Origin of the sequence: Dyadobacter alkalitolerans DSM 23607, from assembly GCF_000428845.1 — a bacterium.
Classification (GTDB): Bacteria; Bacteroidota; Bacteroidia; order Cytophagales; family Spirosomataceae; genus Dyadobacter; species Dyadobacter alkalitolerans.
Genome location: NZ_AUAS01000003.1, coordinates 527,995 through 554,602 on the forward strand (window position 1 = coordinate 527,995; position 26,608 = coordinate 554,602).

A 26,608-nucleotide genomic window follows, 5' to 3' on the forward strand; every position below is an offset into this window, starting at 1 on the left:
GTCAGATCAAGCGATGGGGCTGTCGAGGATGAATCTTCTTTTGTTGCGGTAAATCCGCGTCGCACCGCTTTTGAGGACTTCAAGCGATTCGGCCATGTTTTTGGAAATCACTTGTCCGTATATAATGCTGTCCATGTTTTTTAATGCTTCGGCCAGTGCTTCGTCAGGCATGTTGTCCACGATTTCACGCGTTGTATAGGTTGCAAAAGGCTTTTTTTCCAATCGCTCCAAATAATTTTTCCAGACAATAATGGCCTTTTCTGCGTCCTTAATGTTGTTTTTTTCTCGGGCATTCCGCATCAGACGGTTGAACGAGCGTACATATTCCAGATGCCGCCGCTGCAACTTGATGAGCTGCCATTGTTTATAAATATCCTGTCCAAAAACCCAGTAAATGCTTCCCACAACGCCAATAATGAGTGCAATACTGCCTAGCAAAATAGAAAAGTTAAACTCACTGCTCAATGGCAAAAGGGAAGTTTCTGGCACAAGCTTCGCCATTTTCACCGCTTCAACGACATTGCTTTTGATCAGAAAAACAGAATCAGGTTTTGTAAAAACAGCCGTGCAATCTTTTTTATTGAAGACATAAACAGGCATTTTCAGTGCCTGCGACCGCGCTACATCAAAGGAAATAAGCTGGTAAACCGCGCTGTCCACACTGCCCCGGTCGTCTGTGCTGGACGTGAAGGCTCTTTTGGAAATGATTTCAAAAGGCGAGAAATCATATAAGGTGTCCGGGAAAAAGATTTCAGTTTTAGGATCGTGGCGGACGCTTAATGAGAAATAGACGGGCTTACCTACTTCAATGCTGTCGTTCAGGAAGAGGCCTAATGGTTTTATTTTTTGACCAAAACCTGCTGTTGGCAAGAGGTTAAGGAGCAAAAACAGGGTGAAAAACGCTATGACGGATCTGACCATTTTACGACGAAGAACTGCTTTTCGTATAACGTCTCACCTTGAACAAATGGATCAGCGCGGGCACATAATCTTCCTGCGTGTTGATGGAAATATAATCCGCGCGGTTTTGGTGGCAAAGCCTTTCGAGTTCGGAGCTTCGCTTGCTAAACCGGCTCGCCATTTCCTCCTTATATTGCCTGGACGACGTGTTGACCCAAACCGTGCTCTGCTTTTCGGCATCATACAAAGGAATAATTCCCAATCCCGGCAGGTTCACTTCCCGCGAATCATACAAATGGATCACAATCAGGTCGTGCTTGCGGGCGAGTGCTTTGAGGTTATGCTGGTAATTATTATCAATGAAATCGGAGATCAGAAATATCAGGCTTCGTCTTTTAACAACATTTAACGTTACGAGAATCGCCTCCGCAATGTTGGTCTTTCCGGATTCGGGAACGAGTTTATAAAGCTCCGAAATCACGCCATAACCATGCTTCATCCCATCGGAAGGACGAATGTAACGCTCATTTTTATCAGAAAAACAAAGCAGACCAACCCGCGAAGCTTCCTGGATCGCGGATAATGTTAAAACACCGCAAATCTCCTTTGCAATGTCAATTTTAAGTCTTTTAAGCTCTCCTACTTGCTGTGAGGCACTTACGTCGAGCATGAAGAAAGCCGTCTGCTCTTTGTCTTCTTTGAAAATCTTGACAAATGTGCCGTGGCCTTTGGCCGACGTATTCCAGTCGATAGCGCGCACGTCGTCGCCATATTGGTAAAGCCGCAGGTCGTCGAATTCGAGTCCCGAGCCTTTGAAAACGGAGTGAAAATTGCCGTAACGCTCGCTGGTCACCGCTTTCCGCATGCGGATTTCATACTTTCTTAGCTTTCCAAGAAACTGTTCAAACATTAGTTTTGCGAAAAAATTATCACCTTTGCTACCCGGCGTATCTAAACAAAGATATACATTTTGCGTTTTATGAGGTGTCCGACAGTTAATTTCCCGAACGGATTGATCCACTTTTTGCTTGCTATGCTGGTTTTTGCTAGCTGTGTTAGCGACGAAAAGCCGCCTAAGGACACATTGAGCGAGGAGGAAATGGCAAAGATCCTGACAGACATTCATCTGGCCGAGTCGCGGATCAACCGCTTGCAGCTGAGATCGCTGGATTCGTCGCTGATGATCTTCAACAAGATCAAAAGCGACATTTGGAAAAAACATAAAGTGGATACCGTGGCTTACCGCAAAAGCTACGATTACTATATGACCCGTCCGGAAACGATGACGCGGATCTATGAAAAAGTGAACAAGAATGTGGAGATCCGGGAGAAAACAAATAATATTAAGCTCTGAACATCACACATTTAATTTAACCCTATCACCAGTTGTGAATAACAGTATTGTAGTAATCCCTACCTACAACGAGATTGAAAATGTCGAGGCAATCATACGCAAAGTATTTAGCTTAAGTCAGCCATTTCATGTGCTTATCATCGACGACGGCTCGCCCGACGGCACTGCGGCCGTTGTGAAAGACCTTATGAAGACGTATGAAGGCCAACTTCACCTGGTTGAAAGAAAAGGAAAATTAGGATTGGGAACAGCTTACATTCACGGCTTTAAATGGGCCATGGAGCGGGGTTATGAGTATATTTTTGAAATGGATGCGGATTTCTCCCATCCGCCGGAAGATTTGATCCGCTTGCATCATGCCTGCGCTGTGGAGGGTCACGATGTGGCCATTGGCTCACGTTACATTACGGGAGTTAATGTCGTTAACTGGCCCATTAACAGGGTGTTAATGTCCTATTTTGCTGGATATTATGTGAGAATGATTACAGGAATGCAGATCATGGACCCCACTGCCGGATTTATCTGCTATACGAGCAAGGTTTTGAAAACCATCAATCTGGACAACATTCGGTTCATCGGTTATGCGTTTCAAATTGAAATGAAATTCAACTCCTGGAAATACGGCTTCGACATTGTAGAAGTGCCCATCATTTTCACAGATAGGACCAAAGGTGCTTCCAAAATGTCAAAGGGCATTTTTAAAGAAGCGATCCTTGGAGTGATTACATTGAAAGTCAACAGCTTTTTTAAGCGTTATATCCCGCATGGGCAAGTTCAGAAATAGCCAGCCAGGACATTAATCCGGTTGAAATTTCCAATGCGCTTTCGTCAATGTCAAATGTGGGCGTGTGCACGCCGGAAATGATGCCGCGCTCTTCATTGCGGGTCCCTAATCTGTAAAAGCAAGAATCCACAACCTGCGAATAAAATGCGAAATCTTCGCCAGCCATCCAGAGATCGAGGTCGATGACATTTTCTGCACCCATATAATCTGTGGCTGCGCTTCTGGTGCGTCGGGTTAGCTCAGGATGGTTTTTGAGGAAAGGATAACCTTTTACGATTTCAAATTCGCAGCTTCCGCCCATGGCTTCGGCAATGCCTTCGGCCATTTTTTTCATTTTTTTCAAACCATCTGCCCGCCATTCTTCATCCATGCAACGCCATGTTCCCTGAATAGTCACTTCATTTGGAATCACATTGGTAACACCATCTGCAATAAATCTGCCGAACGATAGCACAGCAGGGTTAGCAGGATTTCGGTTGCGGCTAATGATCTGCTGCAATGCGACAATAATGTGTGACGCCATCAAAACCGGATCGACTAACTGATGTGGAGCCGCTGCGTGGCCACCTTTTCCTTTTACGGTTAAGTAAAGTTCGTCAGTGCTAGCCATGTACATGCCTTCGCGAAAGCCGATTTTACCAACAGGAATGTTTGGCGCGACATGCTGCCCAACCATGCTGGCTGGTCTTGGATTTTCTAAAACGCCTTCTTTGATCATTAGGGAAGCTCCGCCCGGTGCTTTTTCCTCAGCAGGCTGGAAAACCAGTTTTATAGTCCCTTCAAACTCTTCTTTTAATTGATTCAAAATCCTTGCAGTTCCCAGCAAAGAAGAAGTATGCACATCATGCCCGCAAGCGTGCATAACGCCCGGAACGGTTGACTTGTAAGGAACATCATTAGCCTCCAAAATCGGGAGCGCATCCATATCTGCACGCAAGCCTACAACGCGTTTTCCTGGATTTCTGCCTTCAATGATCGCTACAACGCCCGTTCCAGCAATGCCTTCTTCGGGTTGTAAGCCAATGGCCGTAAGTTCGCCGGCTACGTATTTCGCTGTTTTATATTCTTCAAAAGACAACTCGGGATTGCTGTGCAAATGGCGGCGGTGCGCTATAATGTCTGCGGATTGATCTTTGGCGAGGGCTTTTATTTTTTCTTGCAGCTGAGACATATTCAATGAAAATCTATTCTGAGAGACTGTTAGCATTCAAATCTTTCAAAGGTAAGAATAATTAGATTGGCGTGCTGCAGTCCGGAAACAAGACAAATGTGCCGCCCTTTTGGTAATAAGCGGGTTGATATTGAATGTTGTTCCAAAGAAAAAAGTAATTTTGACCAGATATATATCAATCAGCCAAGCACAAATGAATCAAAAGGAGTTTTTAGAATCGTTGGTTTGTCCGCTTACAGGAACCGCACTAACAATAGCAGAAGACGGAAAATCACTGAAAAGTGAAGACGGAACAATATATGAAGTAGGCGACACGGGCATCGTTAATATGCTTTATCCCAAAGAGTTGTTACCAGAAGACGCCCGCGAGCAATATTTGTATGACCAAGCGTTCCTTCGCTACGACAAAGGCGTTTCCTGGGTTTTTGAAACATTGAACCATTCGGACGAAGCATCGACCAGACAATTCTTCATCGACCTGATGGAATTGAAACCAGGCATGAAAGCACTCGAAGTGGGCGCTGGAACTGGTAAAGACTCATCGTTGATTTTAGACCGCGTAAGACCAGGCGGAACAGCAGTTCTGTCCGATCTTTCTCCTAATATGTTGAAACTAGCACAAGAAAAACTCTCAACGGAGGACGTTAATGTGCATTATTTCCTTGGAAACGGTTCTTATCTGCCATTCCCTGACGATACTTTTGATGCGGTGTTCCATTTTGGCGGAATCAATACATTCTCTGAAAGAAAACGTGCATTTGACGAGCTTACACGCGTAGTTCGTCCTGGCGGCAAAGTGGTTGTGGGTGACGAGAGCATTGCGCCCTGGTTACGGAACACGCCTACTTACGCTACATTATTAAAAGCCAATCCGCTTTTCCGTGCCGAAGTTCCTCTGGAAGACGTTCCGGCCAACATTGAGAATTTCAAGCTGCATTATGTGTTTGGAAATGCTTTTTATGTGATGGAATACAGGGTTACCGCGAAAGCTCCGGAAGTGGACATCGACCTGCCGATACCAGGCAAAGATTTCGTGGATAACTGGCGTTTACGCGCCGAAAAGGCGGTTGATTAATCAATAACATTATCATTACATGTGGGTTAAAAAAGGAGTTATATATAAGCCGGACGGAACATTGCCGCACAGTTTGTCACACGCGCAGGTTCCGTTTGCATATAAGCACGAAGATTTTTTACGCATATATTTTTCGTCCAGAGACAAAGACGGCCAATCGCGCCCGACGTTCATAGATGTAGATTATGACGATCCTAAAAAGATCCTTTACATTCATGACAAGCCAATTTTGGAACTCGGCGGCCCGGGTGAATATGATGAAACTGGTGCCATGCCTTCCTGGTTTGTAAACCGTCCGAATGGTGACATTTGGCTTTATTACACGGGCTGGAACCGCACCTGGAATTCGTACAGACTTTCCATGGGGCTGGCTGTCAGCACAGACGGCGGCATATCATTCAAAAAAATGTTCGTTGGACCAATCATGGACCGCAGCATTCAAAACCCGCTTTGGGCCGCGCAGCCTTCGGTAATGATCGATGAGGATGGAACCTGGCGGATGTGGTATATTTCTGGCCACAAATGCGAATACATTCACGATTATCCTGAGCCTTTTTACAGAGGTCAGTCTGCCACGAGTAAGGATGGGATTCATTGGGATATCAGCGACATTCCAGCATTGGATTTTGACGATTTTCTGCATGCGGTAGGCCGGCCGAGCGTTTTTAAGGAAGATGGGATTTACAAAATGTATTATTCTTACCGCCATACGCGTGACTATCGCACGGATCGCAACCAGAGTTACAGATTGGGTTATGCAGAATCAGTGGACGGCACAAACTGGGAGCGGAAGGATAATCTGGTTGGAATTGCAAAGTCTGAGAATCCGGAGGATTTTGATTATCAGATGATCGATTATGCTAACTTTTACCAGCATAACGGCAAGAAATATCTGCTTTATAATGGCAATGGCTTTGGCGCTGCCGGATTTGCTTATGCAGTCTGGGAGGACTAAGATCCTATTAGAAGGCAACAATAGTCATTTATTTGATTTCAAGAGAAACATAAATTTGAGAACTTATTCAGAGCCGGTTACATTATCTGACTGATTAGGTTCTCAATTTTTTTCAAACCACATAAAGTGTCATACAATGAGCACACTTCAAGAGCAATTCAATAATGACGGCTATGTCCTTTTAAGAGATTTTTTGGACAAAGACGTTGTCAATAACATTTACACGGACGCCAGAAAAATATTCGCAACACAAATCAAGCACGTCACTGGCAGAACGCCGGATATCGACAACCGTGATGAGTTTGAAAATGCAATGTTTGAGTTTTTTGAAAAAGACTTCAATGCGTTTGTGAACACGGGTAAAACTGTTCAGCATACATTCTCGCTACACCGACTGGGTCTTGATCCAAAAATTGAAGACATTCTGAAACAAGTTGGTCTTTCCAGCCCGATCATTGGCGCACGCGCTGCGATGCAATTTAACAGCCGTTTCTTGTCAAAAGATGGCAGCAAACACTGGAAACTTGACGCCCACCAGGACTGGCGCACAGGCCAGGGCTCATTGGACAGCACTGTAATCTGGTTCCCAATGGTTGACGCCGGCGCAGATATCGGCGCTTTACAAGTAATTCCAGGCAGCCACAAAATCGGTTTGCAAGAATCAAACACATCGGGTTACCAGGGCGGGATCACAACCACATTAAAAGAAGAAGATTTCGTCCAAACCGAATTCAAAGTCGGCGACATCCTCGTCTTCTCCGCCTTCCTGATCCACCAATCCGGCAACAACATTACCAACAACATCCGCTGGTCTGTACAACTCCGCTACAACAACCTCGACGAGCCAACATTCATCGAAAGAGGCTACCCAATGGCATACATTTACAAACCGGAAACGGAACTAGTAACGCCAAATTTCCCAAGCGTAGAGCAATTGAAAGAGGTTTTTAGCTGAAATTTTAGCTAGAATCTTCATGAAACACACACAGTATTTCTTGTTCACAAGAGAGCGAAGTGATCGTCAGGGAATAAAAAATGAATGGATTGAGCAAGTCTTTCATTTTCCAGAAAAAGAGGAAATACAGTCAGACGGTCGGATAAGGCGCTGGGCAAAAATCGAGGAGAACCAAAAATATTTACGCATTGTTCTACTCGACGACGGTGAAACCGTCCACAACGCCTTTTTCGACCGCTCATTTAAAACCGAAAGCTAGACATGGATATCAGGTATTTTCAAGATACGGATACGCTTTTACTGGTTTTTAATCAGAATGAGGTAGTGTCTACTGATGATGTAAATGAGAACATGCTGGTCGATTTGGATGCGAATGGCAATCCGGTTTCTTTGACGATTGAACATGCACAGCATATGACAAATGTGCATGGCTTATCCTTCCAGCAGATCAGCCAAGGTTCTGTTAAACAACTCGTTAATATCTAATTCTCTACTTTTCCTTTGAAACTTTCCGTTTGCGTTCCTACATATAATCATGAGCGATACATTGGGCAGATGCTTGATGGGGCTTTGATGCAGGTTACGGATTTTGAGTTTGAGATCGTGGTTGGGGATGATGCTTCTACGGATGCTACGCCTGACATCATTCGAGCATATCAGGAGAAAAATCCGGGACGAATTCGGGCGTTTTTACATTCAGAGAACCAGGGGCCCAAGGAGCCGCGTGAATTTGCGGGGCGGAATAACGTCCTGCAATTGCTGAAAGCCTGCGAGGGCGAATATGTGGCGATGTGCGAGGGCGATGATTACTGGACCGATCCGCTGAAATTACAGAAGCAAGTCGATTTTTTGGATGCTAATCCGGATTTTGCTATATCCCACCATAACGTTCTGGTGACCTACGAAGACGGGTCGCCAGAACATTTTTTTAATTTGCCGGACCAGAAAGCTGTTTCAACCATTGAAGATATTTTGGAGGACAAATGGTTTATGGCCACTGCCAGCTGGGTTTACAGGAATTATTTTCTTGAAATCGACTTCGCCGATTGGCACGCGAAAGCTGCTGCGGGCGACTGGGCGGTGATCATTCAATTGGCTGCGCAGGGCAAAATCGGTTATTTTCCAGAGCCAATGGGCGTGTATCGCAAGCATAGCGCGGGGCTGAGCAATGTGCATGCGAGCACGAATCAAAAATTTTGGCAGAACCGAAGGGATATGTTTGAAAATGTTGGTAAATGGCTGGGCAACAAATATGATGCGGTTATCGCAAAGACATTAGCTCGCTACGATGAGCAGCTATCCTTATTTGAAAAAATTGGCAGTTAAAATTAATAATCTTTAATTTGTACTGTTTTCAACAATTGCAATCTATGAAGCTAAGCGTCGTAATACCAGCATATAATGAGGAGGAATCAATAACACACACTCTGACATCGCTGCACCAAACATTAAATAAATACAATATCCCTCACGAAATATGCGTCACAAACGATAATTCCAAAGACGGAACTCTTCGTGTGCTGGACGAGCTTTCGCTTCAAATCCCAACATTGGTTTACTACACAAATCCGGGCCCGAATGGCTTCGGTTATGCGGTTAGATATGGTTTAGAGCGTTTTAAGGGAGATTGCGTGGCTGTTTTCATGGCAGATATGTCTGATGATCCGGAAGATTTGGTAAAATATTATTACAAAATGCTCGATGGCGATTACGACTGCGTTTTTGGATCGCGTTGGGAGAAGGGTGGAAAGGTCATTGACTATCCTGCATTGAAAAAAGTCATCAACCGCGTTGCCAATTTTATTGTAAAAGTGGTGATGGGGATCAAATACAATGATACGACCAACGCATTTAAGCTTTATAAAAGAGAAACCATTGAAGGCATTAAGCCATTTTTAGCTCCACATTTTAACCTTACCATTGAACTTCCATTAAAAGCAATGGTGCGCGGTTACAATTATGCCGTTGTCCCAAATAGCTGGACAAACCGGAAATACGGCGAATCAAAGCTGAAAATTAAGGAAATGGGAAGTCGTTACTTCTTTATCTTAATGTATTGCCTTATTGAAAAATACTTCTCGCAAGGCGATTTTATGAAGAAATCCACTGCGCCTAAAAAGGAAGTCAGCCGCTAATAGTATCATTACTTGCGAATTGACAGGGTTACCTTAATCCGCTGGCCGTCAGCACTAATTTTTCTTGAACATTTACTTAATCCATTCCTGGACGAATGTCATTTTGTGCGCAATGTAGGAAATGGCGAGTCCCCAGATGATCGCGCTTGCGGACATCCACAGGAAAATAGCCGGACGCGGTGCTTTGAAGGCGACGGCGAGGATGGGACCGAAAAGCGGCGTAAATAATGGTGGCGTCAGAAATGCGATGCCGATGATCCCAAAACGTTTCCAGATATTGACCGCAATGCGATTGGTCCGGCTGAACTTTTTCGGCGGCGTTTTTCTGCGTTGTTTGATAAAATTCTGAATCGCGCCGCCTACATATGTAAGTACGAACACGCTGAACATCATGCCGATAGCCGAGCAAATAGCAGTTTCAAGCCACGTTAGTTTCAGGACAACCCCTGCAATGGGCCCTCCGAAAAATTTGAGCGTACTGGCAAGGGCAACTGATAAATATTTTAGTAGGGTGGTTTTCATTTAAACTTTTACCTGTATCAGTTCTGAAGCAAAACGCCTTGTCGCCTCATTGGTTTGAACGTAGTCATAATACGTCGGGGCGGAAATGTAGGACATTTTGGCAAGGCTTTCAATGATCAGGTCCGAAATATCCAGAAATCCGATCTTATCCTGAAGAAACGCTTCTACCGCAATTTCATTGGCTGCATTGACAATACAAGCCGCATTTCCCCCTTTTTCCAAAACTTCATAAGCAATCGCAAGGTTCCTGAAAGTGTCCAGATCGGGTTTTTCAAAGGTTAAGGAAGGATAATCCATAAAGTTAAACCTTGGAAAAGTCGATTTCAGTCGCGCAGGATAACGCAATGCATACTGGATCGGCAATTTCATATCCGGCAAGCCCATTTGTGCCTTTATGCTGCCATCCTCAAATTGCACAAGCGAGTGCACAATGCTTTGCGGGTGAACGATGACGTCTATTTGTGAAGCTTCGAGATCGAATAACCATTTGGCCTCGATCACTTCCAGCCCTTTATTCATGAGCGTGGCCGAATCAATCGTGATCTTGGCGCCCATGCTCCAATTGGGATGCTTTAATGCTTGTGCTTTGGTAACATTAGCCAAAAACGCCCGATCCTTGCCGCGGAATGGACCGCCCGAAGCCGTTAGTATGATCTTTTCAATCTTGTTTTCTTGTTCCCCAACCAGACATTGGAAAATGGCAGAATGCTCGGAATCGACCGGGTAAATGTTTACGCCGTATTGTTTGGCTAGTCCGGTAATAAGCTCGCCGGCCACAACCAGCGTTTCTTTGTTCGCTAATGCAATGTCTTTTCCAGCCTTAATGGCGTGAATGGTTGGCAAAAGTCCGGCATAACCCACCATCGCCGTAAGCACCGTGTCAATTTCTTCCGATTCTACGACGGAAACCAGTGCTTCGATCCCGCTGTAAACCTTTATATTGAATGAAGAAAGGGCTGATTTAACCTTATCAAAATGCTTTTCATTTCCGATAACCACTTCTTTGGGCAGAAATTTCGCTGCCTGCTCGATCAGCAGATCCGCATTGTCCTGGGCAGTAAGAACGGATACTGAAAAAATCTCAGGATTCGCATCAATCACTTCCAGGGCCTGCGTCCCGATCGAACCCGTTGATCCAAGAATTGCTATATTTTTTCTCATTCTGATGCTTAGGTTAAATTACTGCCGGTTGATTTTGATCAGTTCATCCGCGATTTTCCGGTCGTTGGACAATCGGGGCACTTTGTTCTGGCCGCCTAGTTTGCCATTCGCGCGCATGTAGTCGATAAATGAATTCTTGCGTAATGGCACCAGTTCCAGTGTTTTCAAAATGCTGCCTTTGATCAGATCTTTGTAATAGATGTTGAGTTCGGTAAGCTTCCTGTCGACATCCGCCACGAATTGCTCCTTATTATTAGGCTCGACGGCGAATTCCACCAACCATTCATGATAAGGAAGTCCGCCATTTTCAGAATTTACCATTGGCGCAACCGTAAACTCGACAACTTCAACCTCAGGATGGCGTTCCATGGCATAACGCAATGCTTTTTCTATCTCCTCCCCGATCACGTGTTCGCCGAATGCGGATATGAAATGCTTGATCCGGCCCGTTACCAGGATCTTGTACGGATTTACAGAGACAAACCGCACCGTATCGCCCAAGGAATAGCCCCATAACCCCGCATTATTATTCACGATCACCGCATAATTCTGCCCAACTTGCACTTCTCCGATGGATAATCGCCGGGGATTTTCGTCGAAGTAGTTTTCAACGGGAATGAATTCGTAAAAGATGCCTGTGTCCAAAAGCAGCAGTAAACCGTCGTCATTTTGTGAATCCTGATAGGCGAAAAAGCCTTCCGAAGCAGGATATAGCTCAATCGAATCGATCTTCTTTCCGATGGATTCAAAGAGTTTGGCGCGGTAAGGCTCGAAATTGACCCCGCCATATATGAAGAGCGAAAAGTCCGGAAAGACGTCTTTGATCTTTTTCCCGGTCCTTTCGATAATCTTGTCAAAATACATTTGTACCCACGGCGGAATGCCCGATATCAGTGACATGCGCTGGTCGAGCGTTTCGTCGATGATCTTGTCCAGCTTCGTTTCCCAATCTTCAATGCAGTTCGTTTCGTAGCTCGGCATTTGGTTGGATCTGAGGTAACCCGGAACGTGGTGATTGGAAATACCTGACAAGCGGCCTGTCAGTACACCGCCTGTTTCCGTCAGGACTGGGCTTCCGGATAAGAAAATGAGCTTATTATCAAGAAATTGGGCTTTTTTGGTTTCTGCTATATACGTCAAAATGGCATTGCGGGCAGAATCAATGTGGTTGGAAATCGAGTCGCGGGAAATCGGAATGTACTTGGTTCCCGAGGTTGTACCTGACGTTTTGGCAAAATATAAGGGCTTGCCCGGCCAGAGAATGTCTTCGTCCCCGTTTTTTACCTTATCAATATATTTGCGAAGGTCTTCGTAATCATGAACCGGGACCGCTTCTTTGAAGTCGGAATAGCTGTGGATGTCCTTAAAAAAATGATCTTTTCCAAACTCCGTATGAAGCGCTTTCCGGACCAGATTACCCCTCCATTTTTCCTGAACTTCGACGCTCCGCGAGATCCAATCCTGTTGCTGCTGTACAATGTATCGAGCCAGCGGCTCACTCAATAGTGCTCTGATTCCCATAGTAAAAACAAAGGTACACAGGTTTTGTAAATTCTATTCTACAAGGCCGCCTAACAGGCTTTTTTGAGGCCAAAACGGCCATTAGCCGAAATTTTTTAAATGCCTTTGTTTGTGGTTATTTATCTGTAATTTTGCCATCCTGAAATCAAAGTGAGCGAAAATTTTAAAAAAATATATGGGATTGTTTGATTTTTTGACGAGCGATATAGCGATCGATTTGGGGACCGCAAATACCCTGATCATCCATAAAGATACAGTAGTTGTTGACGAGCCTTCGATCATTGCCATGGACAAAACCACGGGCAAAGTTTTAGCCATCGGACACACAGCTATGCAAATGCATGAGAAGACCAACGAGAATATCAAAACGATCCGCCCACTTAAAGATGGTGTAATTGCTGACTTTACTGCTGCCGAAATGATGATCCGCGGGATGATCAAAATGATCGATACGGGCAGCCGTTTTTTTACACCTTCCCACCGCATGGTGGTTTGCATTCCTTCCGGGATTACAGAAGTTGAAAAACGTGCCGTAAAAGACTCATGCGAGCATGCAGGCGCGAAAGAAGTATATATGGTGCACGAGCCGATCGCAGCTGCTATCGGGATCGGGATCGACATTACGCAGCCAAATGGGGTGATGATCGTTGACATTGGCGGTGGAACTACGGAAATCGCTGTTATAGCATTGTCAGGGATCGTTTGTGAGCAGTCTGTCCGGATTGCGGGTGATGTATTTACAAGAGACATCGTTGATTACATGCGCCGTGAGCACAACCTGCTGATCGGTGAGCGCTCTGCGGAATTGATTAAAATGGCCATCGGCTCTGCTTCTCCGGAATTGGAAATTCCATTGGATGATTACCAGATCCGCGGACGTGACTTAATGACCGGGATTCCAAAGGAAATCCGCGTTACTTACAGCGAAATTGCTTATTCTCTCGATAAATCAATCTCTAAAATTGAGGAAGGTGTCATGAAGGCACTTGAAATTTCTCCTCCCGAACTTTCTGCGGATATATTTAAGAATGGTATTTATCTGACAGGCGGTGGGGCGCTTATTCACGGCCTCGACCGACGCATCGCTCAGAAAACCAAGCTTCCCGTTCACATTGCGGATGATCCTTTAAAAGCCGTAGTGAAAGGAACAGGCGAAGTCCTTAAAAATCTTGAATTGTACAAGCCGGTACTGATTTCGTAGTATTGGATCGTTCACGATGTGAACACTTTAGCCCATGCTCCAACTCGTTGATTTCGTTGTCCGGAATCGTTTCTTTTTGGTATTTATTTTGCTGGAAGTTCTCAGTGTATGGTTAATTGTGCGCAGTAACACTTATTGGGGCGCAACTTATTTCAACACTTCGAACTATTATGTCGCCAAAACATTGGCTTTTTCGAATTCAGCAAAGGAATATACGAAACTGGACGAGGTGAACTCCGCATTAGCGAATGAAAATGCACGGCTTCGTGCCACTGTTACAGCATTAACGCAGACAAAACCCATCGATTCGCCGGCTGGCTACGTTCCGGACTCATCATTTGCATCACGCTTCACCTTTACCGTGGCGAAAGTGGTTGATAATGAGACCAACAAGACCAACAATGTGCTGACGATCGATAAGGGGAGCTCTGACGGGATCAAGCCCGGGATGGGCGTTATTTCAGCGACCGGCGTAGTTGGGAAGGTCAGGTTTTGTTCAGAGAACTTTTCTGTGGTTACTTCCATCCTGCATTCGCAGTTTATGGTGTCGTCCAAGCTTGTCAGGAGCAAGGAAATTGGTTATGCGAAATGGCCTGGAAAGGATCCCAATTTTATTGATATGATCGATGTTTCGAAGTATACCAAGATCTTTAAGGGAGACTCGGCGGTTACCTCTGACCAAAATTCTGTGTTTCCTCCCGGCATTATGGTGGGTAGGGTGGAGACGGTAAGTGTGCATCCGAATCAGACCTTTTACAACATTGTATTAAGGCTTGCAACCGATTTCCGGAACCTCTCTTACGTTTATGTGGTACAAAATCAACAACTTGGGGAGCAGGATAGTCTTAAATTACGTACGATAAATACCAAATGAGTTTACGCGAGGCAATACAATATTCCCTGATGATCCTGTTGTATCTGTTCCTGCAGATCTTCTTCATGCGGAATGTCGTGTTGTTCAACTACGCTTTCTGTTTTATATACATTGCCGGCGTGTTGTTGCTTCCTGCCGATGTGGACAGAATGTATCTATTGCTGATCGCTTTCGGCATTGGCTTCACCGTAGACGTGTTTTCCAACACATTTGGGATGCACGCTTCGGCCACCGTTTTGATCGCTTACCTGAGACCTTTCCTCATCCATTACCAGATGAAATCCCGCGGCGCGGAACGTGCAGAGGTTGGCATAAGGGCGCAAGGTCTGGGCGCATTTCTTGGTTACGTTTTACCGCTTATCCTGCTGCATCATTCCATGCTCTTTTTAATGGAGATCAATCATTTTGGAATGATCCTTTACACACTGATCCGCATTGGCGCCAGTGTGCTGTTTACTACCCTTCTAATTATACTCCTGGAACTTTTTTCCAAACGTTAAATATGACATTTTGACACGAAACTTTCGTGGCTCGAAATTTGATGTTGATACATTAAATACGGCAGGAGGCAATTCAATTTGGAATATTTTAGGATGCGGTTCCCGGTTGATTTATTTTTTATCGTGAAAAGATGGCTGTTAAGTAGCTTCAATAAGCCATTCATCAAATTTTAATTTGTACGATTTGGAGCTGTTGTTAATCTTTGTAAATTCAGCATTCCTATGTTAGTTGCCATGTCAGAAACGCTCACGACTAATGAATACACGGATGACCTTCGTTATGAAGTTTTTAACCGTGAGTTCATGCCACACATTGACTCCATGTATAATTTCGCCTTTCGCCTTACTATGGACGAAGACGATGCAAATGACCTGGTTCAGGACACATATTTAAAGGCTTTCCGTTTTATTTCTTCTTTTGAGCAAGGCACCAATGCAAAAGCATGGCTTTTCCGTATTCTCAAGAATAGTTTTATAAATGATTACCGCAAGAAAAGTAAGGAGCCTTCCAAAGTAGATTATCAGGAAGTTGAAACTACTTACAACTCTGAGGAAGCTTCTGATACAACTTACACGGTCGATCTTCGGGCGGATGCAGTTCAGGAATTAATAGGTGATGAGGTTGCAAATGCATTAAATGCGCTGCCGGTAGACTTCCGTACGGTGATCATTTTATGTGATATTGAAGGTTTTACATACGAAGAAATGGCCAAGATCCTGGACATTCCGATTGGTACTGTAAGGTCAAGACTGCACCGTGCGCGTAACTTATTGAAAGAAAAATTAAAGAGTTACGCAAGCTCGATGGGATATGATTCATAGGTTGTGAAACTTTTTTTGTAACCTCTTCGGTTATAGGGTACAACTGTACATATATTCCATTATTCCTTATTTTTCATTTTAATAATGAATGCATCCCCTACCACGCCTTCAATAACTGAAGAAGCGCAAAAACAACCCATGAAGCAGAAATGCGAGCATCATCTTGAATGCATGAAGGTAATTCAGGCCATTCTTGACGATGAAGCAACCGAGGCCGAGAAGGATCATTTTCGTGAAAACATGGATAAATGCCTGCCTTGCATCGAGTCTTACAGACTGGAAAAATGCATCAAAGAATCCCTTAATTTTAAGATCGAAAAGAAGCCTTGCCCTGAGAGCATTCTAAAGACAATTATTTCAAAAATAAACAGTTAATGCTGTTCGTGTGAAAGGTAAGCTTATCATATTTTCCGCTCCGTCCGGTTCCGGAAAAACTACAATAGTAAGGCATCTTCTTAAAAAATATCCCGACCTTCTTGCTTTCTCTGTTTCTGCATCTACAAGGGAACAGCGCGACCATGAGGTGAACGGAAAAGATTATTATTTCATCCCGAAAAAGGAATTTCGGGAGCGCATTGCCAACAACGAGTTTGCGGAGTGGGAAGAGGTTTATGCGGGAAATTATTACGGCACATTCAAAACGGAGATTGAGCGGCTTTGGAATGAGGGGAAACAGGTTTTGTTTGATGTTGATGTAAAGGGCGGTCTTAAATTGAAAGAAATTTACCGTGACAATGCATTGGCCGTTTTTGTAAAAGTCTCTTCCGAAGCCGAAATCATCCGCCGCCTCAGCGAACGCGGCACAGAAACCGAAAAATCACTGGAAACCCGCCTTGGAAAGGTCCGTTACGAGCTAAGCTTCGAAGATAAGTTTGACGTTGTGCTCGTGAATGATGATCTTGACGAAACACTCAAAAAAGCGGAAGCATTGGTTCTGGATTTTATTCAATGAAAATCGGACTCTTTTTCGGATCATTCAATCCTATTCATGTCGGGCATCTGATCATTGCCAACACCATGGCCACATCCACAGATCTGGAGCAGGTTTGGTTTGTAGTAAGCCCTCAGAACCCATTCAAGAAAAACAGCAGCTTACTGCACGAATTTGACCGTTATGATCTTGTTCAACGCGCCATTTCCGATAATGCTGCATTCCGGGCCACAGATGTGGAATTTCACATGCCCAGGCCCAGCTTCACCATTGACACATTGATCCGTTTGCGGGAGAAATTTCCGCAGCATGAATTCAGGCTGATCATGGGAGAAGACAATCTGGCGCAGTTTCCGAACTGGAAAAACCACGATAAAATATTGGAATATACCGGCCTTTACGTATATCCCCGCCCGAATTCAAAAGTACATGCATTTGGGAATCATCCTGCTGTAAAATTCGTCGAAGCGCCTTTGCTGGACATATCGGCCACCTACATTCGCGCCAGTTTACAAAATGGCAAATCTATCCGTTATCTTGTTCCGGAGCCTGTGGAACAGCTTATTAAGATCAAGAAATTCTATCTCTGATCACAAAGGACGCGATTGGTAAGTGATCTCGCTAAGCAATCCTACTGCATTGAATTTCAGAATCACTTTCGGCGCATTTGATTTTGCCTTAATGTCATCGCATTGCTCGCCTTTGGAAAGAAAATAAACGTAGAACTTCTGGTTTCTTTCGCCAAGCTGGTGAATGTCCGGACGGCCCAGCAAATCGCCTATATCGTCGGCAAATTTACCTTTTAGCTGCGGTTCAACGGTTTTGAAATCCTTTTCCAGCCCTGCGCGCACATCATTGCAGCCGCCTCTGTCGCCGCGCCATTTTACGAGGTCCAGGCTTCCGAGCTTATCGGGTGGTGAAGAGCAGGCAGCAAAGCCCAAAAGCATCGCAAACACCAAATTCCTGGAAATCAACTTATTCATTGCACTATCCTGATTTTATTCCAAAACAAAGACGAATCTAATCATATAATTTCAGGAGGTAAATTTGTTTTGATACTTTTAGCGATACACCACACCATACACGTCGCTGCATGAAAACATTTACATTCATCATCCTGGGACTCTCTTTATCCTTCCTATCACGAGCACAGACAACCCCTGTGCAGCCCCGGGACGGAATGGACTGCTCCAATCTGTTTTTCCAAGCGTTGCTGGACGAAGATGCCAAAGCATTGGAAAGCCTCGTCTCAAACGATTTCAGCGTGGTGGGTTTGCAGGGACAGCCCATTGAAGGCCGCGCATTGATACAGGCTGTTTCCCAAGGCATGATCGTCGTGGACTCGGGCATGCTTTCCGGTGCACGTACACGTACATACGGGGATGTAATGCTCGTGAACGGAATGTGGGATGTGCGCGCGCGCATTGAAAACAATGGGTTTCAGGGAACGCTTTCCTATATGTCGGCTTGTGTAAAGTCCGGCGGGCGCTGGAAAGTGGTTGCTGTGCAGTTTACGCCGGTTCAGTGACTAATAGAAACAAAAAAGAGAACCGGTGTGGTTCTCTTTCTCATTTTATCAAATCTCTGATTACTATACGTTCATCAATGATTCACGGCGGCGCATTTTGCCGGCTGGAATCCCGAACATCATTTTAAAGCGACGACAGAAATAAGCGGTGTCTTTGTAACCCACATCCGAGCCGATCGCACGAATGCTTTTCTTGGATGTACGCAGCAAGTCAACGGCTTTTTCCATGCGCTGATATTCGATATAATCCTGTGGGTTGATTCCGGTAAGCATTTTGAAATATTGTCCTACGTAATCTTCGGACACGTTCGCAACATTAGCCAAAACCTTATTAGAAAGATCGCCACCCAGATTATCCTTGATGTAAGCGAAAATGTCGATCAAACGAGGATCTTTGAAATACGTGCTGTTTGTTACAAGTTGCTCAACAAACAATTTGTTTTTCAAGATGTAGCGAATGATCTCGATCACAACCTCTTCTGTCTTGATTTTAATGATACGGCCTTTTCCCGGTGTATCAAGCATATCTTCTGTCAGGATCTGGTTAATTGTGATCGCGATCTGATCGTCTCTTTTGATCAAAAACGGCGGAACGTCCAGAGAAGTGAAAAAGTTTACTGTATCAAAAACCTTGGCTTCAAAAGATATCAAACCAAATGAGTTAGGCAATTTTCCGATCAATGCCGGATCATGGCCCGCCTCAATGTAATTATCACGGTTGGTCATGAACTCCTCATTCGAAACGGTCTTGGCAGTCTGCCCATTGCCATATGTTACCGTTGCGTGCTTACCACCCGGGATGAAAAGCATATCGCCCTCCTCAACTCTTTGCGACTCTTCAGAACCAAAAGAAACCTCCCCGTCGTATAAAATTGTTAACGAATTCTGGACGTCGTAAAAGTTTTTGATGGTTATCGGTTGCAAAATTCTGATGTGACGCGCTTTCACAAACTTTACCCCCAGCGACTCAATAATCTTATTATAGTCTTCCATACTTGTTTATAATTAAGGGCCCTTTTGACCGTTGTTTCAAATTTTGTACAAATCTAATAAATTGTACAAAACTAATACAAGTATATATTGACAAAAAACTAAAAAAAAGTGATATTTCTGTATCATTTAAATCCAAGATTTCGAATAAATCGGCCAGGATGCCCTAAATCAAATTATTTCAGGAGCTCACGGGCGATTATAAGTTTTTGGATTTCAGAGGTACCCTCATAAATCTGGGTGATTTTTGCGTCGCGCATCAGGCGCTCAACATGATATTCTTTCACATAACCATAACCGCCATGAATCTGTACCGCTTCCGTAGTCAGCCACATGGCGGTTTCAGAGGCATATAGTTTCGCCATTGCCGAGGCTTGAATGTAATCTTTTCCTTCGTCTTTGAGCCGGGCTGCTTTATAAACAAGTAAGCGTGCTGCTTCGAGCCTTGTCGCCATTTCCGACAATTTGAATTGAATGGCCTGGTGCTCGCTGATCGGTTTGCCGAAAGTCTTTCTTTGTTTGGAATATTGCAGCGATAGCTCAAACGCGCCTGCCGCAATGCCAAGTGCCTGTGCCGCAATACCGATCCGGCCACCATTCAATGTACTCATGGCAAACTTGAAGCCAAACCCATCCTCCCCGATCCTGTTTTGTTTAGGCACTTTAACGTCTGTAAAAAGCAATGAAGTGGTGTCGGATGCCCTGATGCCCATTTTGTTTTCTTTTTTACCAACTACAAAACCTTCCATTCCCTTCTCTACAATCAACACATTGATCCCCTTGTGTCCCTTTTCCGGGTGTGTCTGAGCCATTACGAGGCAAACGTCCGAAGTGTTGCCGCTGGTGATCCAGTTTTTAGTGCCGTTCAATAAATAATAGTCGCCCATATCCACGGCAGTCGTATGCTGTGAAGTGGCATCGGATCCCGCTTCCGGCTCCGACAAGCAGAAGGCACCGATCATTTCGCCCGTAGCAAGCTTGGTGAGATATTTCGCTTTCTGTTCAGGCGATCCGAACATTTGCAGCCCCCAGCAAACCAGCGAATTGTTGACCGACATTATCACGCCGGCGGACGCATCCACCTTGGAAATTTCCTCCATAGCGATCACATAAGAAAGCGTGTCCATGCCTCCGCCGCCATATTCAGGCGAAACCATCATGCCCAGAAACCCCAGCTCGCCCATTTGCCTGAGGAGAACTTTGTCGAATTTTTGCTCATCATCCCGCTCAATCACGCCAGGGAATAAATGATTTACAGCAAAATCGCGGGCTGCTTCCTGAACGGCGACATGCTCTTCGCTGAGGTTGAAATCCATTCCAAATAACTGTGCATGATATGGCATGACGTGATTATTTATGTTAAGTTTGCTCAAATTTTGCTGCAAAAAATGCCTGTTCTTACCGTTTTTTATACAAAACTCTTTCTTAACCTTCTGCTCACGTTTGGAATAATCTGGACGATCAGCAAGTCGGGGCTCTTCGCTAAATGGCAAAAAGAGAACGAAAAAGTGGTTTTAGGGATTGCTTTTGTTTTGCTTAGACTCATTCCCTGGATAGGCATTTTCCTGATCGTTAATGAAGATCCGAGAGGCGACATTCCTTTCTTTTTTTACAAAGCGGAAGCTGCAAAGGCAGGCGGCTTCGTGTATCGCGATTTCTGGTCTTACCATGCGCCGCTGTATGCTTACATTATAAGCATACCGGTCTGGATCTGGCATAATTCCCGGGCCATTGTGCTGTTTATGGTCCTTATGGAAAGCTTTATACTCTGGCTTACTTACAGCACCTATAAAAGCCGGATTAACAATGCTTTACAACTGGCTGTCATTTATTATATGCTTCCCGCCGGGTTTATGTACATTCTTGTGGATGGGCAGGAAGAGGTTTGGTTTTGGGGCGCTGCATTGATTATCTGGCGCTTTACCATTAAAAAACCCGTTAATTACGAAGTCGGCATCGGGCTGCTATATGCTTTGGCGCTACTGACGATCAAGGTAACCTTTATTTTCTTATTGCCTGCACTTTTGCTGGTTGTCAAAAAACCAATCAAAATGCTTTTGGTAATGGCAGCGGTTGGGCTGCCGGCAATTGGATTTCTTTACTGGCAGATCGGCGACCTGTTTTTAATGCCGATTCAGCATACGGAGCAGCTTATGACACCTAATCTGTTTTCGATAACAAGGCCATTTGTTGAGCTCTTTTATACGGTGAACGAGAAAAAATCAACCATGATCAACTGGATCGGGCTGTTGTTCACGGTTTTCGTTCCAGCATTTATGGCTTACAAAGCAAGGCATAGGCACATTAATGAGGTGCTTCCAGGCATTTTCATTGCCTGCTTTGTGTGTATGATGATTTTCCAGGCAAGTGCCATGGGTGCTTATCTGATCGCTTACTTAATGGCCGTTCTTTTTGAGATCATTGATGTCCGGAAAACATTCCACGTTGTGGTTTTACTGGCCGTGAACTGGCTTACGGTGGTGCAGCCGTTTGTTTGGGTTTATATCAAACAGCCTGCCTACACATCTCTGGGCATGTTCAGCAACGTTTCCTACTTATTCGAATATTGCCTGCAAATCCTCAATGTGCTGTGCTTTTTCTGGATCCTGCGAGAAACTTACCGCGCGGTGGTTTCTGAAAAACTGACAACTGCATGAGCATCGTCCTGGCAAAACTGGGCATCAGCCTGATTTGTATCTTACTGGTTGGGATTGTTCTTTTCAAAAAGGATACGCTTACAAAATGGCTGGAAAACAAGCCGGTCAATGTAATGTTAGCCGCTGGCTGGGCACTTTTTCGGCTTGCTCCTTTTATATTGATCTATCTTATCGCCGGCCTCGAACCCACTTCCGACGTCAACGGCTTCTGGGACGAAGGCAGCAAAGCATCATTAGGCCAAGTCGTTTACCGCGATTTCTGGTCGCCTTACTCGCCATTATATCCTTACTTTTTAGGCGCGTTCCTGAAAATCTGGTATCATCCTAAAATGATCGTGTTAACCATGGCTATCATGGATGGAGTTGCATTGTGGGCTTCTTACCATTTCTTCCGGCCGTTTCAGTCGCGCGGCATTTTCCTTTTCAAATCGCTGCTGTATTATCTTTTACCGGGCGGACTGGTGCTTTGCATTATCGGTGCCCAGGAAGATGTTTGGATGTGGCTGTTTGTGATCCTGGCTTATCTTGTTCGCGAGCGGACATTGCGCGTGGAATGGTATGCATTGATTTTAGCATTGGGATTGCTGATGACGAAGGCCATTTTCGTGCTCATTCTGGTGCCTTTGTTTATTTTGGAAAAACATAAATTAAGGCTGTTTATTCCCATGGCCATTGTGGGCGTGATTTCGCTTGCTATTCTTTATCCGCTGGTAGGTTGGGAATTTACGCAACCGCTGGACGAAGCCAAAACCTTGCGGGCGCCAAACATCCCGGCCATCATCAACCCTTGGTTTTTCAATCACATTGGTGTTGGTGAGAAGTTCTGGAACTGGATCGGACTTGTTATTTCGGTTGGATTAGCTTGTCTGGCGGCATTAAGGCTTCAAAAAGCAGATTTCAGGATCATGTTATCCCGCGTCTGGATTGTGCTTTATGCGACCATGATGATCGTCCAGCAAAGCGCTTACAGCAACTACATTTTCCTGTTCCTGATCCCGCTGGTTTTTTATGTAATTGATTGGAAAAGCCCGATTCAGGTTACATTATTGCTTATTTTCAATGTGCTGTGCGTGGTGCATCCGTCGTATTGGTGGCGGCTTGGTATGCCTTGTTATATGACGCCGTTTGATACATTTGCCTCTTTTGAATTGTTTGTTGATTACGCTATGCAGGTTTGCATTGTATTGCTGACAGGTTATTTTATATGGCTAGCATTCCCTAAAAGAGAAGCGGCATTGTATCATTCAAAATCATAAGCTTCTTATACATTACAAAAAAGCCTTCGCTATGAACGAAGGCTTTTTGCATTGGAAAGAATAGTAATGCTATTCTATCGTATCAAAACCGCAGTAGGGAACCAACACGACGGGGATTTTAACGGTGCCGTCGGCTTGCTGATTGTTTTCCAGCAAAGCGGCCACAATGCGCGGCAATGCGAGCGCAGAGCCGTTTAATGTGTGCAGCAGCTGCGTTTTCTTGTCGGCAGTTTTGTATCTCAATTTCAACCGGTTGGCCTGGTAAGTTTCAAAATTGGAAACAGAACTGCATTCCAGCCAGCGCTCCTGCCCGGCAGACCAGACTTCAAAATCGTAAGTAAGGGCCGATGTAAAGCCCATGTCACCTCCGCAAAGCCTTAAAATGCGGTAAGGCAGTTCCAGCTTCGTCAAAAGACCTTTCACGTGCTCCACCATTTCATCCAATGCTTTGTAAGAATCCTCCGGCTTATTTATCTGCACAATTTCGACTTTATCAAACTGGTGCAAACGGTTCAAACCCCGCACGTGTGCGCCCCAGCTGCCCGCTTCCCTGCGGAAACATGGTGTATAAGCAACATTCTTCACCGGAAGCTCGCTTTCCGCAACGATCACGTCGCGATAAAGGTTGGTAACCGGCACTTCTGCTGTTGGAATCAGGTAAAGGTCGTCCTGCGCATCGTGATACATCTGGCCTTCCTTATCCGGCAACTGGCCCGTAGCAAAACCTGAATCTGCATTGACTACAATAGGAGGCTGCACTTCGGTATAACCCGCTTTCCCTGCTTCGTCCAGGAAAAAAGCGATCATTGCCCTTTGAAGCCTGGCTGCTTTTCCTTTATAGACTGGAAATCCGGCACCCGAAATTTTGTTTCCTAATTTAAAATCAATGATCGGCGCCTGGTTTTTTCCAAGCTTTTCAATCAGCTCCCAATGGGGCAATGCGCCTTGTGGCAAAACTGGCTTGTTGCCTGCCTCTAACACATTTACATTGTCTTCTGCCGTTCTCCCTTCCGGCACGCTTTCATGGGGCAAATTAGGCAGCTTAACGAGCTCTTGAAGCAACCTGGCTTCAATCTCCTTGTGTGATTCGTCCAATGACCTGGAACGCTCTTTCAGCACCGTAGTTTCGGCTTTCGCAGCTTCCGCTTCGGCGGTTGCTCCGGCTTTCATTAATCCGCCGATTTCCTTAGCTTTTGCATTCGATTGGGCCAATGTTTCGTCCAGGTCCTGCTGTAAACCTCTGCGCTTTTTATCTAATTCTATAATCAGGTCCACAGCTTCAGCTGCGTCTTTAAAATGCTTTTTTGTTAATCCGGCGATCGTGAAGTCACGGTTTTCGCGGATGAAATTCGTTTGTAACATATCAGGGTGCTGTAAAAATGTCCTTCATTGCATCTTCGTAGTAAAACAGGCGCTCATTCAGCACATTCAGTGCTTCTGCCTTGTATTTGGAATGGATGAGCAGCGATAGGTTATGTTCCGATGCACCATACGAAATCATTCGTATAGGAATGTTTTTCATCGCGTCCAGCACTTTTAAAGCAATTCCTTCTTTATCTGCACTGAAATTTCCTACGATACAAATGATATTCTGATCGCGATCATGTTCCTCCAAATCAGCAAATTCCCGAAGCTCCGCAGTTATCTGTTCCAGGTTTTCAGAATTGTCAATCGTCACCGAAACCGAGACTTCGGAAGTGGTGATCATATCGACAGGTGTTTTGTATTTTTCAAAAATCTCGAACACCCTACGAAGGAAGCCGTAGGCATTCAGCATACGGGTTGAATGAATGTAAATCGCGGTAATGTTGTCTTTTGCCGCAATCGCCTTAATGTCGCGGTCCGAAGTCTGATTTGCGATTAATGTGCCGGGGGCTTCGGGCTGCATGGTGTTTTTCAACCGAACCGGAACACCGCGAAGTTTAGCTGGCGTGATCGTGCTTGGGTGTAAAATCTTCGCACCGAAATAAGCCAGTTCTGCCGCTTCTTCAAATGTCAGCTCGCGAATTGGAAAAGTTCTTTTTACAATGCGCGGATCATTATTATGCATTCCGTCAATGTCGGTCCAGATCTGGATTTCATCGGCACGGATCGCGCCACCAATGAGAGATGCTGTGTAATCAGAGCCTCCCCTTTTTAGGTTATCAACTTCTTCGCGCGGGTTTCTGCAAATGAAACCTTGCGTAATGATCGTCTGCTTGTCTGTGTATTGATTTAAAATCGTTACCAATTTATCTTCAATAGTTGCCAATTCCGGCTCGCCGTCTGCGTCGATGCGCATGAAATCGAGTGCAGGCAGCAATACGGAGTTTTCTCCTTTTTCTTCCAGGTAAGCCTGGAACATTTTGGTGCTCAGGATTTCGCCTTCTGCAACCAGTTCTTTTTCCTGTTTAATCGTAAATGGCTTGATCCCAATCAGAGACTTAATGAAGCTAAACTCAGTTTCAACAATGTTCTTTCCTTCCTCTAAGCCTGCATCAGTTGCATATAACTCTTTAATGAACAACAGATAGTGCGATTTCAAATCTTCCGTCAACGAATTCGCTTTTGCATCGTCATAAGTCTTCGCAGCCTCACCAATAGCGATAAGCGCATTGGTAGAACCGGATAATGCGGACAAAACAACGATCTTGCGATTGGGATCGCCGTTAAGAAGTTCGCGGATTGAATGCATGCGTTCCGGCTTTCCTACCGAAGTCCCGCCAAATTTCCAGACTTGCATATTTAATGATTGAATGAGAGAATGAGTGAATGACTGAATGATTTAAAAACTTAATGACCTAACGATCTGTAATCACTTAATAAGCGCCCGCCGTAGCGATCTGATTGTATAAGCCTAGCATCTTAATCGCCGTTATCGCGGCTTCGTCGCCTTTGTTTCCGTGGACGCCGCCTGCGCGGTCTAGGGCTTGTTCCATATTGTTGGGTGTCAGGACTCCAAAAATAACGGGTTTGCCGGATTTCAGACTTACATTGGTAATGCCTTGTGCCACAGCGTGATTGATATAATCGTTGTGCTTAGTTTCGCCCTGGATCACGACGCCTAATGCGATTACGGCGTCAATGTCCCTGCGTTCTGCGAACCATTGTGCGCCTAGTGTGAGCTCGAAGCTGCCCGGCACATTGCCCCTTTCAATGTTCTCCGGAGAAGCTCCGTGATTGATCAATGTTTGGTAAGCCCCTTCAAAAAGCTTCTCGGTCACCTCGGTATTCCATTCGGCGACGAGGATTCCAAACTTTTTTGAGCTAATGTCCGGCAGGCCTTCCGTTTTGAAAACACTTAAATTCTTGTCAGCACTCGACATAATGGATCAGC

General features: G+C 44.9%; 31 protein-coding genes. 19 read left to right on the forward strand and 12 right to left on the reverse strand.

The features are described from left to right. Positions 1 to 6 precede the first annotated feature (6 nt). Complete coding sequence (locus tag G395_RS0108250; protein ID WP_026629620.1) at positions 7 to 921, reverse strand: hypothetical protein; 915 nt, start codon at positions 919 to 921, stop codon at positions 7 to 9. 1 nt (position 922) lies between these two features. Further along, the gene (locus G395_RS0108255) at positions 923 to 1,810 is read right to left on the reverse strand and encodes a DUF58 domain-containing protein (RefSeq protein ID WP_026629621.1); all 888 of its coding nucleotides are present in this window, start codon (positions 1,808 to 1,810) and stop codon (positions 923 to 925) included. A 69-nt stretch (positions 1,811 to 1,879) separates the two neighbouring features. On the opposite strand from G395_RS0108255, the gene G395_RS0108260 reads away from it, so the two are divergent. Next, positions 1,880 to 2,254: a DUF4296 domain-containing protein gene (locus G395_RS0108260; protein WP_051350061.1), complete on the forward strand. Its 375-nt coding sequence runs from the start codon at positions 1,880 to 1,882 to the stop codon at positions 2,252 to 2,254. 34 nt (positions 2,255 to 2,288) lie between these two features. After that, positions 2,289 to 3,038, forward strand: coding sequence for a polyprenol monophosphomannose synthase (locus tag G395_RS0108265; RefSeq protein ID WP_026629623.1), 750 nt, complete (start codon positions 2,289 to 2,291; stop codon positions 3,036 to 3,038). Here the strand turns inward: G395_RS0108265 and G395_RS0108270 are convergent. Beyond that, positions 3,001 to 4,209, reverse strand: a complete 1,209-nt coding sequence (locus G395_RS0108270; RefSeq protein ID WP_035360651.1) for a M20 metallopeptidase family protein — start codon at positions 4,207 to 4,209, stop codon at positions 3,001 to 3,003. The two genes, G395_RS0108265 and G395_RS0108270, sit on opposite strands and share 38 nt — an antisense overlap. A gap of 193 nt (positions 4,210 to 4,402) precedes the next feature. On the opposite strand from G395_RS0108270, the gene G395_RS0108275 reads away from it, so the two are divergent. From G395_RS0108275 to G395_RS0108305, 7 genes are all read left to right on the forward strand, one after another. Further along, the gene (locus G395_RS0108275; protein ID WP_026629625.1) at positions 4,403 to 5,284 is read left to right on the forward strand and encodes a class I SAM-dependent methyltransferase; all 882 of its coding nucleotides are present in this window, start codon (positions 4,403 to 4,405) and stop codon (positions 5,282 to 5,284) included. 19 nt (positions 5,285 to 5,303) lie between these two features. Further along, positions 5,304 to 6,239 (forward strand): glycoside hydrolase family protein, encoded by a 936-nt coding sequence (locus tag G395_RS0108280; RefSeq protein ID WP_026629626.1) that lies wholly within the window; start codon positions 5,304 to 5,306, stop codon positions 6,237 to 6,239. Positions 6,240 to 6,375: 136 nt separating this feature from the next. Continuing rightward, a complete protein-coding gene (locus G395_RS0108285) occupies positions 6,376 to 7,194 on the forward strand; it encodes a phytanoyl-CoA dioxygenase family protein (protein ID WP_026629627.1) in 819 nt (272 codons plus the stop codon). Between the two features lie 19 nt (positions 7,195 to 7,213). After that, the gene (locus G395_RS0108290) at positions 7,214 to 7,453 is read left to right on the forward strand and encodes a hypothetical protein (RefSeq protein ID WP_026629628.1); all 240 of its coding nucleotides are present in this window, start codon (positions 7,214 to 7,216) and stop codon (positions 7,451 to 7,453) included. 2 nt (positions 7,454 to 7,455) lie between these two features. Further along, the gene (locus G395_RS0108295) at positions 7,456 to 7,680 is read left to right on the forward strand and encodes a DUF2283 domain-containing protein (protein WP_026629629.1); all 225 of its coding nucleotides are present in this window, start codon (positions 7,456 to 7,458) and stop codon (positions 7,678 to 7,680) included. A gap of 15 nt (positions 7,681 to 7,695) precedes the next feature. After that, positions 7,696 to 8,520 carry a glycosyltransferase family 2 protein gene (locus G395_RS0108300; protein ID WP_026629630.1) on the forward strand — a complete coding sequence of 275 codons (825 nt, stop codon included), beginning with the start codon at positions 7,696 to 7,698 and terminating at the stop codon, positions 8,518 to 8,520. A 44-nt stretch (positions 8,521 to 8,564) separates the two neighbouring features. Then, positions 8,565 to 9,329: a glycosyltransferase family 2 protein gene (locus tag G395_RS0108305; RefSeq protein WP_026629631.1), complete on the forward strand. Its 765-nt coding sequence runs from the start codon at positions 8,565 to 8,567 to the stop codon at positions 9,327 to 9,329. Between the two features lie 72 nt (positions 9,330 to 9,401). On the opposite strand, the gene G395_RS0108310 is transcribed toward G395_RS0108305, so the two are convergent. Genes G395_RS0108310 through G395_RS0108320 form a run of 3 tightly spaced genes read right to left on the reverse strand, consistent with a single transcriptional unit; the run spans position 9,402 to position 12,533 of the window. Further along, positions 9,402 to 9,851 (reverse strand): hypothetical protein, encoded by a 450-nt coding sequence (locus tag G395_RS0108310; protein WP_026629632.1) that lies wholly within the window; start codon positions 9,849 to 9,851, stop codon positions 9,402 to 9,404. Then, a complete protein-coding gene (locus G395_RS0108315; RefSeq protein WP_026629633.1) occupies positions 9,852 to 11,012 on the reverse strand; it encodes a 1-deoxy-D-xylulose-5-phosphate reductoisomerase in 1,161 nt (386 codons plus the stop codon). Positions 11,013 to 11,030: 18 nt separating this feature from the next. Then, positions 11,031 to 12,533: a GH3 auxin-responsive promoter family protein gene (locus tag G395_RS0108320; RefSeq protein ID WP_026629634.1), complete on the reverse strand. Its 1,503-nt coding sequence runs from the start codon at positions 12,531 to 12,533 to the stop codon at positions 11,031 to 11,033. Between the two features lie 175 nt (positions 12,534 to 12,708). Here G395_RS0108320 and G395_RS0108325 point away from each other — a divergent pair, with 175 nt between their 5' ends. The 7 genes from G395_RS0108325 (at position 12,709) to nadD (ending at position 17,451) form a co-directional block, all read left to right on the forward strand. Next, positions 12,709 to 13,734, forward strand: a complete 1,026-nt coding sequence (locus G395_RS0108325) for a rod shape-determining protein (protein WP_019946014.1) — start codon at positions 12,709 to 12,711, stop codon at positions 13,732 to 13,734. Positions 13,735 to 13,768: 34 nt separating this feature from the next. Further along, on the forward strand, positions 13,769 to 14,608 hold the full coding sequence (gene mreC / locus G395_RS0108330) for a rod shape-determining protein MreC (protein ID WP_026629635.1): 840 nt from the start codon (positions 13,769 to 13,771) through the stop codon (positions 14,606 to 14,608). Beyond that, the gene (locus G395_RS0108335; protein WP_026629636.1) at positions 14,605 to 15,108 is read left to right on the forward strand and encodes a hypothetical protein; all 504 of its coding nucleotides are present in this window, start codon (positions 14,605 to 14,607) and stop codon (positions 15,106 to 15,108) included. Before mreC ends, G395_RS0108335 begins: the two co-directional genes overlap by 4 nt. Positions 15,109 to 15,342: 234 nt before the next feature. Further along, the gene (locus G395_RS0108340) at positions 15,343 to 15,930 is read left to right on the forward strand and encodes a sigma-70 family RNA polymerase sigma factor (protein WP_026629637.1); all 588 of its coding nucleotides are present in this window, start codon (positions 15,343 to 15,345) and stop codon (positions 15,928 to 15,930) included. 84 nt (positions 15,931 to 16,014) lie between these two features. Continuing rightward, a complete protein-coding gene (locus tag G395_RS0108345; RefSeq protein ID WP_051350062.1) occupies positions 16,015 to 16,305 on the forward strand; it encodes a phosphohydrolase in 291 nt (96 codons plus the stop codon). A 10-nt stretch (positions 16,306 to 16,315) separates the two neighbouring features. Further along, complete coding sequence (gene gmk, locus G395_RS0108350; protein WP_026629639.1) at positions 16,316 to 16,882, forward strand: guanylate kinase; 567 nt, start codon at positions 16,316 to 16,318, stop codon at positions 16,880 to 16,882. Next, positions 16,879 to 17,451: a nicotinate (nicotinamide) nucleotide adenylyltransferase gene (gene nadD, locus G395_RS0108355; protein WP_026629640.1), complete on the forward strand. Its 573-nt coding sequence runs from the start codon at positions 16,879 to 16,881 to the stop codon at positions 17,449 to 17,451. The genes gmk and nadD overlap by 4 nt, the downstream gene beginning before the upstream one ends. On the opposite strand, the gene G395_RS0108360 is transcribed toward nadD, so the two are convergent. After that, the gene (locus G395_RS0108360; RefSeq protein WP_211237754.1) at positions 17,452 to 17,844 is read right to left on the reverse strand and encodes a hypothetical protein; all 393 of its coding nucleotides are present in this window, start codon (positions 17,842 to 17,844) and stop codon (positions 17,452 to 17,454) included. It abuts the gene before it with no gap. A 110-nt stretch (positions 17,845 to 17,954) separates the two neighbouring features. On the opposite strand from G395_RS0108360, the gene G395_RS0108365 reads away from it, so the two are divergent. After that, on the forward strand, positions 17,955 to 18,389 hold the full coding sequence (locus G395_RS0108365; protein WP_026629642.1) for a nuclear transport factor 2 family protein: 435 nt from the start codon (positions 17,955 to 17,957) through the stop codon (positions 18,387 to 18,389). Positions 18,390 to 18,452: 63 nt separating this feature from the next. Here the strand turns inward: G395_RS0108365 and G395_RS0108370 are convergent, their stop codons facing one another. Further along, positions 18,453 to 19,382: a helix-turn-helix domain-containing protein gene (locus tag G395_RS0108370; protein WP_026629643.1), complete on the reverse strand. Its 930-nt coding sequence runs from the start codon at positions 19,380 to 19,382 to the stop codon at positions 18,453 to 18,455. Positions 19,383 to 19,555: 173 nt separating this feature from the next. After that, positions 19,556 to 20,695: an acyl-CoA dehydrogenase gene (locus G395_RS0108375; RefSeq protein ID WP_026629644.1), complete on the reverse strand. Its 1,140-nt coding sequence runs from the start codon at positions 20,693 to 20,695 to the stop codon at positions 19,556 to 19,558. A gap of 72 nt (positions 20,696 to 20,767) precedes the next feature. Between G395_RS0108375 and G395_RS0108380 the strand changes: the two genes are divergently transcribed. Both G395_RS0108380 and G395_RS0108385 read left to right on the forward strand, forming a co-directional pair. Further along, on the forward strand, positions 20,768 to 22,036 hold the full coding sequence (locus G395_RS0108380; protein WP_026629645.1) for a hypothetical protein: 1,269 nt from the start codon (positions 20,768 to 20,770) through the stop codon (positions 22,034 to 22,036). Continuing rightward, on the forward strand, positions 22,033 to 23,292 hold the full coding sequence (locus G395_RS0108385) for a hypothetical protein (protein ID WP_026629646.1): 1,260 nt from the start codon (positions 22,033 to 22,035) through the stop codon (positions 23,290 to 23,292). Before G395_RS0108380 ends, G395_RS0108385 begins: the two co-directional genes overlap by 4 nt. A gap of 69 nt (positions 23,293 to 23,361) precedes the next feature. Here G395_RS0108385 and serS read toward each other — a convergent pair whose 3' ends face one another. The 3 genes from serS to ribH form a co-directional block, all read right to left on the reverse strand. Then, positions 23,362 to 24,654 carry a serine--tRNA ligase gene (serS, locus tag G395_RS0108390; protein ID WP_026629647.1) on the reverse strand — a complete coding sequence of 431 codons (1,293 nt, stop codon included), beginning with the start codon at positions 24,652 to 24,654 and terminating at the stop codon, positions 23,362 to 23,364. A gap of 1 nt (position 24,655) precedes the next feature. Beyond that, the gene (locus G395_RS0108395; RefSeq protein ID WP_026629648.1) at positions 24,656 to 26,014 is read right to left on the reverse strand and encodes an aspartate kinase; all 1,359 of its coding nucleotides are present in this window, start codon (positions 26,012 to 26,014) and stop codon (positions 24,656 to 24,658) included. A 76-nt stretch (positions 26,015 to 26,090) separates the two neighbouring features. Beyond that, positions 26,091 to 26,597: a 6,7-dimethyl-8-ribityllumazine synthase gene (gene ribH / locus G395_RS0108400; RefSeq protein WP_026629649.1), complete on the reverse strand. Its 507-nt coding sequence runs from the start codon at positions 26,595 to 26,597 to the stop codon at positions 26,091 to 26,093. Between the last annotated feature and the right edge of the window lie 11 nt (positions 26,598 to 26,608).

Bases quoted from the DNA above. Each gene is read 5' to 3' on its own strand.
- G395_RS0108260 (WP_051350061.1), top strand. From the start codon at position 1,880: ATGAGGTGTCCGACAGTTAATTTCCCGAACGGATTGATCCACTTTTTG.
- G395_RS0108380 (WP_026629645.1), top strand. From the start codon at position 20,768: ATGCCTGTTCTTACCGTTTTTTATACAAAACTCTTTCTTAACCTTCTG.
- G395_RS0108255 (WP_026629621.1), bottom strand. From the start codon at position 1,810: ATGTTTGAACAGTTTCTTGGAAAGCTAAGAAAGTATGAAATCCGCATG.
- G395_RS0108285 (WP_026629627.1), top strand. From the start codon at position 6,376: ATGAGCACACTTCAAGAGCAATTCAATAATGACGGCTATGTCCTTTTA.
- G395_RS0108275 (WP_026629625.1), top strand. From the start codon at position 4,403: ATGAATCAAAAGGAGTTTTTAGAATCGTTGGTTTGTCCGCTTACAGGA.
- G395_RS0108305 (WP_026629631.1), top strand. From the start codon at position 8,565: ATGAAGCTAAGCGTCGTAATACCAGCATATAATGAGGAGGAATCAATA.
- G395_RS0108395 (WP_026629648.1), bottom strand. From the start codon at position 26,014: ATGCAAGTCTGGAAATTTGGCGGGACTTCGGTAGGAAAGCCGGAACGC.
- G395_RS0108360 (WP_211237754.1), bottom strand. From the start codon at position 17,844: ATGAATAAGTTGATTTCCAGGAATTTGGTGTTTGCGATGCTTTTGGGC.
- G395_RS0108325 (WP_019946014.1), top strand. From the start codon at position 12,709: ATGGGATTGTTTGATTTTTTGACGAGCGATATAGCGATCGATTTGGGG.
- G395_RS0108290 (WP_026629628.1), top strand. From the start codon at position 7,214: ATGAAACACACACAGTATTTCTTGTTCACAAGAGAGCGAAGTGATCGT.
- G395_RS0108310 (WP_026629632.1), bottom strand. From the start codon at position 9,851: ATGAAAACCACCCTACTAAAATATTTATCAGTTGCCCTTGCCAGTACG.
- G395_RS0108365 (WP_026629642.1), top strand. From the start codon at position 17,955: ATGAAAACATTTACATTCATCATCCTGGGACTCTCTTTATCCTTCCTA.
- G395_RS0108280 (WP_026629626.1), top strand. From the start codon at position 5,304: ATGTGGGTTAAAAAAGGAGTTATATATAAGCCGGACGGAACATTGCCG.
- G395_RS0108375 (WP_026629644.1), bottom strand. From the start codon at position 20,695: ATGGATTTCAACCTCAGCGAAGAGCATGTCGCCGTTCAGGAAGCAGCC.
- serS (WP_026629647.1), bottom strand. From the start codon at position 24,654: ATGTTACAAACGAATTTCATCCGCGAAAACCGTGACTTCACGATCGCC.
- mreC (WP_026629635.1), top strand. From the start codon at position 13,769: ATGCTCCAACTCGTTGATTTCGTTGTCCGGAATCGTTTCTTTTTGGTA.
- G395_RS0108315 (WP_026629633.1), bottom strand. From the start codon at position 11,012: ATGAGAAAAAATATAGCAATTCTTGGATCAACGGGTTCGATCGGGACG.
- G395_RS0108335 (WP_026629636.1), top strand. From the start codon at position 14,605: ATGAGTTTACGCGAGGCAATACAATATTCCCTGATGATCCTGTTGTAT.
- G395_RS0108370 (WP_026629643.1), bottom strand. From the start codon at position 19,382: ATGGAAGACTATAATAAGATTATTGAGTCGCTGGGGGTAAAGTTTGTG.
- G395_RS0108320 (WP_026629634.1), bottom strand. From the start codon at position 12,533: ATGGGAATCAGAGCACTATTGAGTGAGCCGCTGGCTCGATACATTGTA.
- G395_RS0108270 (WP_035360651.1), bottom strand. From the start codon at position 4,209: ATGTCTCAGCTGCAAGAAAAAATAAAAGCCCTCGCCAAAGATCAATCC.
- ribH (WP_026629649.1), bottom strand. From the start codon at position 26,597: ATGTCGAGTGCTGACAAGAATTTAAGTGTTTTCAAAACGGAAGGCCTG.
- G395_RS0108385 (WP_026629646.1), top strand. From the start codon at position 22,033: ATGAGCATCGTCCTGGCAAAACTGGGCATCAGCCTGATTTGTATCTTA.
- G395_RS0108295 (WP_026629629.1), top strand. From the start codon at position 7,456: ATGGATATCAGGTATTTTCAAGATACGGATACGCTTTTACTGGTTTTT.
- G395_RS0108340 (WP_026629637.1), top strand. From the start codon at position 15,343: ATGTCAGAAACGCTCACGACTAATGAATACACGGATGACCTTCGTTAT.
- nadD (WP_026629640.1), top strand. From the start codon at position 16,879: ATGAAAATCGGACTCTTTTTCGGATCATTCAATCCTATTCATGTCGGG.
- G395_RS0108250 (WP_026629620.1), bottom strand. From the start codon at position 921: ATGGTCAGATCCGTCATAGCGTTTTTCACCCTGTTTTTGCTCCTTAAC.
- G395_RS0108345 (WP_051350062.1), top strand. From the start codon at position 16,015: ATGAATGCATCCCCTACCACGCCTTCAATAACTGAAGAAGCGCAAAAA.